This window comes from Paenibacillus xylaniclasticus (genome assembly GCF_004001065.1).
Classification (GTDB): domain Bacteria; phylum Bacillota; class Bacilli; order Paenibacillales; family Paenibacillaceae; genus Paenibacillus_T; species Paenibacillus_T xylaniclasticus.
Genome location: NZ_BIML01000029.1, coordinates 43,360 through 54,216, shown reverse-complemented (window position 1 = coordinate 54,216; position 10,857 = coordinate 43,360). Strand labels below are relative to the sequence as shown.

At 50.3% G+C, this 10,857-nt stretch carries 9 protein-coding genes; 6 read left to right on the top strand and 3 right to left on the bottom strand.

Features of this window, described 5'->3' with window-relative positions; genetic code table 11:
• Both PXY01_RS18945 and PXY01_RS18940 read left to right on the top strand, forming a co-directional pair.
• Nucleotides 1–580: LuxR C-terminal-related transcriptional regulator (locus PXY01_RS18945; protein ID WP_164744487.1), on the top strand; the 580-nt coding region annotated here is incomplete at its 5' end.
• Between the two features lie 92 nt (nt 581–672).
• The gene (locus PXY01_RS18940) at nt 673–1,479 is read left to right on the top strand and encodes a CPBP family intramembrane glutamic endopeptidase (RefSeq protein WP_127572162.1); all 807 of its coding nucleotides are present in this window, start codon (nt 673–675) and stop codon (nt 1,477–1,479) included.
• Nucleotides 1,480–1,580: 101 nt separating this feature from the next.
• Here the strand turns inward: PXY01_RS18940 and PXY01_RS18935 are convergent, their stop codons facing one another.
• The 3 genes from PXY01_RS18935 to PXY01_RS18925 all read right to left on the bottom strand — a co-directional run bounded on the left by PXY01_RS18935 (nt 1,581) and on the right by PXY01_RS18925 (nt 4,182).
• Nucleotides 1,581–1,952, bottom strand: coding sequence for a type II toxin-antitoxin system VapC family toxin (locus PXY01_RS18935; RefSeq protein WP_246028005.1), 372 nt, complete (start codon nt 1,950–1,952; stop codon nt 1,581–1,583).
• A gap of 11 nt (nt 1,953–1,963) precedes the next feature.
• On the bottom strand, nt 1,964–2,224 hold the full coding sequence (locus PXY01_RS18930) for a hypothetical protein (RefSeq protein WP_127572160.1): 261 nt from the start codon (nt 2,222–2,224) through the stop codon (nt 1,964–1,966).
• Between the two features lie 296 nt (nt 2,225–2,520).
• Nucleotides 2,521–4,182: a M14 family metallopeptidase gene (locus PXY01_RS18925; RefSeq protein WP_246028004.1), complete on the bottom strand. Its 1,662-nt coding sequence runs from the start codon at nt 4,180–4,182 to the stop codon at nt 2,521–2,523.
• A 351-nt stretch (nt 4,183–4,533) separates the two neighbouring features.
• On the opposite strand from PXY01_RS18925, the gene PXY01_RS18920 reads away from it, so the two are divergent.
• The 4 genes from PXY01_RS18920 (at nt 4,534) to PXY01_RS18905 (ending at nt 10,851) form a co-directional block, all read left to right on the top strand.
• Nucleotides 4,534–5,214 carry an ABC transporter ATP-binding protein gene (locus PXY01_RS18920; RefSeq protein WP_127572158.1) on the top strand — a complete coding sequence of 227 codons (681 nt, stop codon included), beginning with the start codon at nt 4,534–4,536 and terminating at the stop codon, nt 5,212–5,214.
• 2 nt (nt 5,215–5,216) lie between these two features.
• Nucleotides 5,217–7,709 carry an ABC transporter permease gene (locus PXY01_RS18915; protein ID WP_127572156.1) on the top strand — a complete coding sequence of 831 codons (2,493 nt, stop codon included), beginning with the start codon at nt 5,217–5,219 and terminating at the stop codon, nt 7,707–7,709.
• Nucleotides 7,702–8,532 carry a DUF8832 domain-containing protein gene (locus tag PXY01_RS18910; RefSeq protein WP_127572154.1) on the top strand — a complete coding sequence of 277 codons (831 nt, stop codon included), beginning with the start codon at nt 7,702–7,704 and terminating at the stop codon, nt 8,530–8,532. The genes PXY01_RS18915 and PXY01_RS18910 overlap by 8 nt, the downstream gene beginning before the upstream one ends.
• Before the next feature lie 135 nt (nt 8,533–8,667).
• On the top strand, nt 8,668–10,851 hold the full coding sequence (locus PXY01_RS18905) for a sensor histidine kinase (protein ID WP_127572153.1): 2,184 nt from the start codon (nt 8,668–8,670) through the stop codon (nt 10,849–10,851).
• Nucleotides 10,852–10,857: the final 6 nt, after the last annotated feature.

Genomic DNA, 10,857 nt, shown 5'->3' with positions numbered 1-10,857 from the left:
TCATGAAGCCGTTCATCTGTGCAAGGAATTCCACCCGGATATCGTTCTAATGGATATCAATATGCCTCATTTTGATGGTGTCCAAGCGACCAAAATGATCAAGGAGCTATACCCGGAGATTAAAATCATTATTCTTACGTCTTATAAAGAGATCGACTATGTATTATCTGCATTGAGTCATGGGGCGGAAGGTTACTTATTGAAGGCCATTAACCCCAAGCATTTGGTTGCAGGAATCCGCGTTGTGCATTTGGGCGGCACTCTAATCTCTCAAGATATGGCGTCTGACGTTGTTCAAAGATTAAAGGAACGGGAGTTAAATGGAGAACATAAAGAAAACAAAGCGACCAAAGCGAAAACAAATGATTTTGAGCTGAGCAGCAGAGAAATCACCGTTCTACAGAAGCTGGCGAATGGCTTGCGGAATCAGGAAATTGCGGAGAGCTTATTTCTTAGTGAAGGCACTGTGAAGAACTACATCTCTAATATTTATGCCAAGCTTAATGTGAAGGGTAGGGTGGAGGCTACTAAGAAGGCGAGAGAGGCGGGTCTAGTAAAAGTCATAAACCAGGACTTATGACTAAATGGCACTAATTCGTTGTGACTTTTCCCCCTTAAACTGTAAACATCAGCACAAGGAGCTGAGCAATATCGTTTGCAGGGGGAGCTTGCATGAAAGCGTTAGTTGTATTCGGAAAGATCGTATTAACTTTTGCAATTTGTACTGGACTTAGCGCGATCTTTAATGTACTCATGATGGTTTTTATTGATGCTGAGGAAATGCCGCACATATTGAACGGTCCCAAATCGTTTTTTGTCATCCTGGGAGCAGTTATACTCATGCTGCTAATATTCAAGAAGGATCGGTCCTTATCGCTTGGACTTGCTGGTAATCGAAAACCGTTCTTGCTTTTGTCCGGTTCGCTCTACGGCATCGTTCTTGTTCTTGTTTCGTTTATTGCCGTCTTTATCGTTGGAGAAGCAGATTTCGAGTCATTCGGAATCAGTCAAGCGATATTCGCCAGTATGGGTGTTGCCGCCATCCTCGCTTTATGCGATTCCATTACAGAAGAGATTCTATTCCGAGGCTATATTCAAGAAATGATCAAACGTAGCTTCGGTATTTGGTCCGGTATCATCATTTCTGCTATTCCGTTTGCTGCCCTGCATGCGCTGGGGCACGATGTATTATCCAATCCACTGGTATTAATAAACCTAGCTTTGGCTGGAGTCTTTCTAGCGCTGCTGCGTGAAATGACGGGATCACTTTGGCTGCCGATCGGGTTCCACTTTGCATGGAATACCGTGAACCGATTTATCGGCACCGAGGACAGCTTAATCCAGATTCAGTTAGGTCCGAATGAATGGATCAGCGGGGGAAGCCAAGGATTCGATGCAGGCCTCGCCAATACCTTGATCATGACGACACTTATTGTTGTATGCTCATTCTGGCTCAGTAGAGTACGTAAATCGTCATAACCTGAGCGTTGTAATTGATAAAGCCGCCAAGATAAGGCTTGGCTCCACGTTATAGCGAAAAACCGGAACCATGTTGTGGCTATGTGCAAGGATCACCTGCCTCAATACTCTGTTATGAGAAGCCTATTATAAGATTCGCGTAATCCATTAATCATTTGGTTAAGTTTCTGGTCAAAAGTAAAAACGGTATGACCACCGAGTTTCGAGTAAGCAAAGAGCAAAGAGTCAACAAAATCGATTTTGATTTCACTGTAGACCTTTAATGCTTCAATAAGGATGTTTTTGTCATGCGCGGATATATTGCTGTAGTAGAGCAAGCTTCGTAGCGAATCTGAGATGAGAGCTCGTTCCACTTTATATACTTTTTCCAACACATAGACGACTTCAGCCATAACTTCATTGGGGATGAATATACTATAGTTTTCAATTTTATCACGCGCTTGATCATTGAACTGAGCAACATCTTGAAGCAAATAACGCAGTATTAAATTAGCATCAAACGATGTTCATGTTTTTCTTGTATACCATTTTCCCAAGCGTCTTGTTCAAATCGTATTAAATCCGGGTTGGCGTATTGTTTCAATGCGCCTCTAGCGGTAGGAGAAGGGGAAAGTGTCTGTTTGAGTGGAGATGGCTCTCTGATAGGTAATATGATTAATTCAACATCTTGATTTTGAAGCTCTTCAGGGAGATCAACGATATGCTTTAAAGCATCACTGTTTGTAATTTTTCTGACAAAGCTCATGTTAATCACTATCCTTGAATTAAGTATATCTGATTCAGGGTTTACTCCCAATTACCAAAAATACAGCAGCATCCAGATAAACAAGACAATGAGGCTGCGGACAATTGCCATACTCCGCATATGTTAGAAAGGTGAAATACTAAATCGTAAAAAGCGATGGGGCCAGCATTCCATTATGCTGGCCTCCATCGCTTCGCTGTGAAAGAACATCTCTCATGGCAGGGGGCTGTAGGCCGTGGAGTTGTATTGACAACAATGTAACCTACATCGAACTTAGCGACTCACCATTAGATACGCTATCTATCTTTCGTCTCGCTTACCTCCCCTTCTTGCTTCTCATCTCCGCTATCCGGTTCGGTCGGTTCTTCCGTCGAGGTAGTCTCACCCTCCGTCGGCGTTATCGTCTCGTCCTCCGACGAAGTATTTGTCTCTTCCTCTGTCTGCGTCTCCGTTTCCTCCTGTTGTTCCTCGATGATCGTTATCAAAGCGCCTTCCGGCAGGTCGGCTTCCCGAATCCAGATCATCCCCTCTGCAGCGGCGACGTACAGCCAGTCGTTCCACCGTTCGCGGACGACGGCTGTTTGAGCTTGAAGCTTGACGGCGGATGGTTGGGTAGAGAGCGGTGTTGCATAATGGACCGTTTGCTTCGTCAAGCTGACGGTCAAATCGTTCGTCTGCTCGAACGGGCCTTGAATGACGGAGCGGGAGGAGATCCAGCGCGGACCGTTCGACGTGGCGATCTCCAGCCAGTCCCCTTTCTGACGCAGTGTCTTGTAGCGCCCCTCATAGACAGTTCCCATTGTCTTCGCACGCAGTTCCGGGAACTGGTATCCTTTCTCAGCGGCAAGCAGTCGAACATCGCTAGTCGATTTGGCAGCAGTCTGCCGCTTCAGCCACAATTCATAGCCTTTCTCTGCTATCATCCATACTGTATTTTTGTGCTGCTTCCAGATTCGGCTCCATTCCGTTAGCGGAACGTTCGTCGATCCGGCGGCACGGCCAATCTCTGGTGTCAACGCCGGTCTCCCGAATTGTTGGATGAACCAGTCCGTGAATCCGCCTCCGGACGGATTGGGCTGCGGTGTGACGAGCGAATAGCCTGTTAGCTTCGCATAGGCGGAAGCAAAGTTATAGTCGCGGTTGAAATTTTCTTTCTTGGTATGGAAATTCCAATAGATGATCTCACCGGAACTATGGTAGGATAACGCAATTTCAGGCTTCGTGGACAGTGCCAGATTATACATCGCCAGTGCTTCCTTCGCCTGCAGCGGCTTGGTACCCTTATAGTTCATATAGGACGGCTTCTTGCTCACATTTCTGATACCGGCCCAGTCAGCCGGATATTGGCGGTTGAGATCGACGCCGCGGGCGTTCGCTTTCCAGCGTTTAAAGTCGCGACTGCCGTTATTCATATAGATGAGCCCCGCATGGTAGTCTTCTGGGAAGGCGCTCAAGCCCTGTTGCTGCAGCGTTACGCCATCCGGATTGACCATTGGGACGATGCGGAACGTAACGCGGTCAAGCAGATCGCGGGCGCGAAGTCCGCCCGAGACCGTGCCGTTCTTCTCATATTGAACGGCCATCTCTTCAAGCAGTTTCATTAACGTAATAGTCGTAATCCATTCGCGGGCATGATGGGCGCCGTTAAGCAAAATAACAGCAGGTCCATGGCCAATATCCGCCATCCATAGTGTACGGCCGTATTCGCTCTTGCCTGCTGAATCCAGCGTAATAAGGTCGGGATAACGGGCGGCAAGCGCCTGCAAGTCTTTGCTCATGCGGGTATAGGAATAGACCTGCATCGGATTGACGATCGATTGGTTCGATACCGAGGCCGTCTGAGCTGCAGCTTGTGCCGGTGACGGGACCGAAGCCGCGAAGACCGCAGCCGATATGGCAATGGCGGATAGAAGTCGGACGGACGGCTTCAGCTGGATATGCTTTGTGATGTTTGACAACAAAGTACTTCTCTCCCAAATGAAAAATGTCGAAATGATAAATTCGAATGCTAGATATTCGACATAATATGAACAAATCCTCCTAAAGGTTGGTAATTTTATAGTTCAATAGAAATATAAAGAGAAATAACCTGCCCGTTCCTCCTACTACTCATATGCATCTAAATATTCATCCCACAATCGCCTCTTACTCTATTACATATTCAAGGAGGCTTATTTGCGTTTGACGCGCAAATATTTGCGCTGGCAAAGTAGTTGTTTGCGCGTTCGATTGTGCCGATGGCCCTTAAGATAAGAGCAGATAACAGAGCGATCACATGAGAAGAAATGTTAATAGGAGGGCTCACACGAATGATTCAACTATCCAATGTATCCAAAATCTACGAGCTGGAGGCTGGCGAGTTCACCGCGCTGCAGCCGACCGATCTGACTATTGGTCAAGGGGAATTTATCGCTATTATGGGACCGAGCGGATCTGGCAAAAGCACGCTGCTGCAGCTGCTCGGCGGGCTCGATCTTCCGACAACCGGAAGCGTTAAGATAAACGGTATCGAGCTGAGCGGGATGACAGAGAAAGAGAGAACACTCTTTAGACGTACGAAGATCGGATTCGTCTTTCAAAACTATCAGCTGCTTCCGATGATGACGGTCGCGGAGAACGTGGCGCTGCCGATGGCCGCTAATAAAGCTTCCAAGAAAGAAATTCAATCGACAGTCGACCGACTGCTGCAGGACGTCGGTCTTGCAGATAAAGCATCCCATTATCCTTCTCAGTTAAGTGGAGGTCAGCAGCAGCGGGTCGCCATTGCGAGAGCGCTGGCGATGAAGCCTGCATTCCTGCTGGCAGACGAGCCGACCGGCAATTTGGATCAGAAGACGGGTGAGAGTGTGCTGTCGCTGCTGACGAGATTAAACCGCGAGGAAGGCATTACAATCGTGATGGTCACACATGACCAGGAGGCAGCTAGAGCGGCAAGCAGAATGATTCGGATTCGTGACGGAGAAGTGGTGCAGGAAGGAAAGGTGGTCTAATTATGAGCTTATGGCAGATCGCGTGGCGAGGCCTGACCAGACGCAAGCTTCGTACATTTCTAACGATTATCTCCATTATGATCGGCGTCGCTTCTGCCCTTGGTGTTGTAACGTCGGTGGACTCCGCCAAGCGGACATTTCCGCTCTATCTTAAGGCGGCGTTCGGCAAAGCTGATTACGCTATCAACGGGAAGAATGCTTACTTCGAGGACACGGTCCTTCAACAGATTCAAACGATCCAAGGAACTAACGCCATTGCTGTCTTGAAAGAAAGCACGAAGCTTCTGCTTGATGACGATGGCTTGTCCGCAATTCAGAAGCGGGCTGACCTTACCGGCTACAGCCGAATGGATACGGCTTTGACTGGCTTTAAGGTTATCGAGGGCAGCTTGTCGGAAGGAGGAGCAGTTATTACGGATCGAACTGCCAATGTGTGGAAAGCATCCGTTGGCGACACGATTACATTTGATACAGACAACGGTGTACGTACTATTAAAATCTCTGCGATCGTCAAATATACGGTTGAGCTGATGGGGCCGTCCAGCTGGACGATGGCGAAGTACCATCCTTGGTCGGTGGCGGTGCCGCTTCCGGTAATGCAGCAATGGTTCGAGCTTGACGGCAAGATCGACACGATTCAGGTGAAAGCGGAACGCGAGGCGGACCTGCCTTCTATCGGCGAACAGCTCGATCGGCTGGCAGAGGAGCAGGGCGGCATCTATGTGCAGCCGATCGTCATCGACTACGATGCGCAGTCTAAGGAATTGAACACCTATTTTATGCTGCTTTATTTGGCTGGCTTGCTTGGCATTGCACTCAGCGCGTTTATTATCTTCAACTCCTTGTTCGTCAGTGTGCAGGAGCGCAGGCAGGAATTTGCCGCTATGAAGACGATTGGTTATACGCAGCTGCAGCTGCGAACGATCGTAACATATGAGGTACTCTTGATGTCGGTTATCGGAACGGCGGTCGGCCTCATGATCGGATACGGACTGGCGGAGCTGCTGCAGGCGGTAATCTTCATGCTGTTCGGCATTAACGAGCAAGGAAATCTTCAGCTGCTGCAAGGCTTGTGGGTCGCAATTCCAGCGGGAACGATCATTCCGGTGCTTGCAGCGCTGTATCCGATTCGTCAGGCAGGACAAGTAAGCGTTATGGCTTCGCTTAAGGACGAAGTGCCTTCTGTAAGCAGACCGAAACGGAGCATATGGCTTGTCCCTGCGGGCGTCCTCTTGCTAGTGTCGGCGTTCTTCATCAAAAGCTTATATTTGCTAATTCCGTTCATGCTTGGCGCTGTGCTGTTATTCCCATATCTGTTCGACGGATTCTTGTTCTTGCTGCGGCCTGTGTACCGGCTTGTACTCGGCTTCGGCGGTACGATGGCGTCGCGCAACTTGAGCCGCAGCCGCGGCCGGACGACGATGACATCAGTCATTCTATGTCTTGGTATTGCGATGATCGTCCTGATGAGCTCGCTCAATAGTGCGCTTGTCCAGTCGTTCGAACGAGTCATTCATGAGACGTATGGCGGCGATCTGGACGTTCATCTTCACCATATCGAGAAGACGGATCTGGAGCAGCTAAGGAGCATTCCAGGCGTAGCTGGGGCAGAGACGTATGCGCAGCATACAGCGGTATGGCAAGTGCAGGAGAAGAAGCGGCAGTTAACCGTATATGGTGTCGGAGAGGATTGGATGGCTCGATTCCCGCTCTTTACGGCGGAGGGACATCAGCCTAGCGAGCTGCTGGGCAAGCTGAAGCAGGATGAATTGGTGCTCGACCGAATCGCCTTCAACACGTGGGGGGGCCAAATCGGAGAGCGGATTGAGCTCGATACGCAGCATGGCATGCAGTCGTTCCAAGTCGTTGCTGTCGTGGAGACGATGAAAAATAACGGCTACGGCGCATTCATGCGCAAGTCTCAATTCCAAGACGTGTTCGGTATCAAATATGAGAAGAATGCACTGGTCATTAAAGATGATACGGTGTCGCCGCTGCAGCTGCGTGAGCGTATTTTCGATCAATTCGGCTCGCGCATTATGGAGATGTTCGGACCGGAGGATTGGGTGAGCGTCATCGGTGCCGCCTATACAGGCTCTTTCACCATCGTGAACTTCTTGGTCGGACTATCGATTATCATCTCAGGCATTGGCATTGCTAATACGCTCTTGATGAGCATTATGGAACGGGTTCGTGAGCTTGGCATGATGAGAGCGGTCGGTGTAACCCGGCGCCAAGTCGTTCGAATCATTCGGCTCGAAGGAGTCGGGATGGGGCTTGGTGCGACGGTCGTCGGCTGCCTGCTTGGAACGATGCTGATCTACTTGACCTCCACGTTCCTGGAAATTCATTCGCTCACCTATCAGTTCGGCGTATCGTGGATCATCCTGCTTGTTATTGCGCTGTTCGGCGTGTCTGTCAGCCTGATCGCCAGCATTGCGCCAGCGCGCCGTGCGGCTAGAATTCCGCTAAGTGAGGCGCTTCGATATGAATAAACCGCTGCTCTATATTCTCTTCTTAGTCGCTGTCCTCCTCTCCGGCTGCAGCTCTGGCTCTTCCTGGGAGGAGGAGCAGCTGGAGGAGGTTAGCGACCGGCTGCTCGCAGATGACGTGACGGCTGTCTGGACGGTTAAGCCGGATTTGGAATCGAGTGACGACCCGAATGGGGACATTCCAGCGACAATTCAGCTTACGCTGAAGAAGCAAGACGGGACGCCGATTGAATCGTTCGACCTGAATCATGAGAAACTCGTCCATCTAATCGTCATTAGTCGGGATTTATCTTACTTTAATCATATCCACCCCGAGTATGCGGGCGAGGGACGTTTCGAAATTCAGAATACGTTCCCGGCTGGCGGTGAATACAAGCTGATTGCTGATTTTAAGCCTTCCGATGGAGATTCGATGACCACAATGGAATGGGTGACGCTGCAAGGGCTGTCGGCTCCGTCGAAGCCTGTTGTTCCGGACCGTTCGCTAATGAAGACGGAAGAAGGGGTGAACGTTCAGTTAGACATTGACAATCCGGGTGTGAATGAGAATACTGTGCTGACGTTTACGCTTACGGAGTCGTCCGGCGGGGAGCCGATCACCGATCTTCAGCCTTATTTGGGCGCGATCGGACATGTTGTCATTGTGTCTGAAGATGGGGAACGGTACATTCATGTTCATGCCGAGGAGGGGCAGGAGTCCGGTCCCAAGGCCGTATTCGAGACGTCCTTCCCGAGCAGCGGCGTGTATAAAATATGGGCGCAGTTCCAGCGCAGCGACCGCGTATTTACCGTTCCCTTCGTTATTGAAGCAGAAGCCGCGAGCTAGCAGAAGCGTTCATGTCGTGTGAAGAGGCGCTGCATTTTTTGCGGACTTCCTCGTTTTTTTGCGCGATAGTTGGAAGCAGCTTCGATATAATGAATGAAGAAGCTAACGAATCGTACTGTAGAGGAGAACGGACTTATGACGACCAGGAGGACGAACGGCCGAGCTATCGGCAGAGATGAGCTGTATTGGATCGCGGCAGAGAATACGATGGATACGATCGTGGTGGTCGACAGCAGCGCCGTCGTCCACTACGTATCTCCTTCTATTTATCCTTTGACAGGGTATACCGTCGAGCAGTACGAGGGGATGGACGCCTTCGAAATTATTGTGCCGGACGATCAGGATCGAATACGTGGGTGGCTGTATGAGGCGGTAACGAAGAAGAAGCCGGTTGATGTCGACTACCGACTTCGTCATGTCGACGGTCGGACGATCGACGTGGAGACGAGAGTGAAGCCCGTTCTGGACGAGGATGAACAAGTTAAATATGTCGTCGCGGTTGTTCGCGATGTGACAAGACGGAAGCAGACGGAACAGTTGCTGGAAAATATTTTGGACAACGTGAATGCTACTGTCTGGTCAACCGATAGTCAATTTACGCGCTATCATTATTTCGCAGGCAATACGGAGCGGGTAGCCGGGCTTCCGAAGGAGGAGGTCATCGAGAGGCCGATTCGGCTTCATGATCATATTCATCCGGAAGATAACGAAGCGCTTATGGGCGAGGTGAAAGAACGGCTGGACGAGGGGCTTCCTGTCCGCAAGGAGTTCCGTTGGATACATATTCCTGATGAGACCAGGTGGGGGCAATTAATTATCCACCCATTTAGCAGCCGAGACGGAGAAGTGGAGCGGCTGGATGGCATTATGCTGGACATAACAGACAAGAAGCGGGCGGAGCTTGCCCTGGAAGAAAGCGAGCAACGATATAAATCGTTGTTCGAGCACAATCTTGACGCTGTCTTCTCGCTTGAGCTGGAAGGGCTGCGTTTCGTCAATGCGAATGAGGCGTTCGAACGGACGACCGGCATCGAGCCGAATAAGCTTCAGGACCGCTGTTTTATTGGCCTTATTCATGATGAGGATCATTCGGAAATTTACCGGACGCTGCTCGAAGTGATGCAGGAAGGGAAACCGCGCGATGCGGAATGCCGGCTTGCCCATACGACAAGCGGCGAGCGAATCGTCAGCATTACGTTCGTGCCGATTCTTGTGGCGGGGAGCTTGACCGGTATTCATGGCATTCTGAAGGATATAACGAAGCAGAAGCTGGAGCAGCAGGAGCTGGTTCGAAGCGAGGAGCGCTCGAAATTTCTACAAATGAGCTTGAACCGACTGTCGAGCGACTTGGCGAATGTCATGAAAGTGTCTGAGCTGGAGGAGCGGCTTATTGACGAGGTGCGGAGGGTTCTCCCTTCCTCCAACGTATCGATCGAGGACGAGCCGGATGCGAAGGAGGGACAAGCCCCTCATACTTACCGGATTCGAATCGGCGAGAAGCCGCATCCTGTCTATCTATGCGTGGAGCTTGCCGAGCCTCTTAATCGGATTGAAGAGGAATGGCTGGATACAGCGGTTCATTATGTGACGATTCTGTATGATAATTTGCATCGGACGGAAGATTTAATGAAACGGTTGGAGCAGCTCGTCGGAACGAATGAGACGCCGAAATGGATTTTGCGGCTTATGTTCCGCCTGTCCGAGAAGGAGCGGGCTGCATTGTCCAGCGATTTGCACGACACGGTGCTGCAGGATTTAATTATTTGGTACCGCAAGCTGGAATCGCTTCGTTCCACTAGTCGGTTCGATGAGCGTTCGCACGAAGAGCTGGTACAGATCGAGAACGGACTGCTTGATGCCATTCATCAGATCCGAATAACCTGCAATGAGCTTCGCCCTCCGTTCCTGCTGAAGATGGGGCTCGTCGAATCGCTTCGAAGCTTATTCGAATACGCCCGGATGTTCGCAAATTACGAGATCGAATTTCATGCCGGAGCGCTCGAGGCGCCGCTGCACGAGGATCAAATACTTGGGATATATCGAATCGTACAGGAGCTGCTCAACAACGCATCGAAGCATTCCCAGGCAAGCCGGGTGACGATCGCGCTGGTAGATGGAGAGAGGCATATTCAGTTCCGGTACTCGGACGATGGGGTTGGCGTTGATCTAGCGCGGCTTGGGGGGTCCTATCAGCATATGGGCATTGCCGGCATCGAGAAGCGGGTACTGAGTCTGGAAGGTGCCATCGACGTTCAATCCGCTCCGAATGAAGGGTTTCATGTGAACGTAACGTTTCCTAAGCAAACGATAGAAAGGTGAAGACGT

Coding starts and splice junctions, on each gene's coding strand:
- PXY01_RS18940 (WP_127572162.1), top strand. CDS start 673: ATGAAAGCGTTAGTTGTATTCGGAAAGATCGTATTAACTTTTGCAATT.
- PXY01_RS18930 (WP_127572160.1), bottom strand. CDS start 2,224: ATGAGCTTTGTCAGAAAAATTACAAACAGTGATGCTTTAAAGCATATC.
- PXY01_RS18920 (WP_127572158.1), top strand. CDS start 4,534: ATGATTCAACTATCCAATGTATCCAAAATCTACGAGCTGGAGGCTGGC.
- PXY01_RS18915 (WP_127572156.1), top strand. CDS start 5,217: ATGAGCTTATGGCAGATCGCGTGGCGAGGCCTGACCAGACGCAAGCTT.
- PXY01_RS18910 (WP_127572154.1), top strand. CDS start 7,702: ATGAATAAACCGCTGCTCTATATTCTCTTCTTAGTCGCTGTCCTCCTC.
- PXY01_RS18905 (WP_127572153.1), top strand. CDS start 8,668: ATGACGACCAGGAGGACGAACGGCCGAGCTATCGGCAGAGATGAGCTG.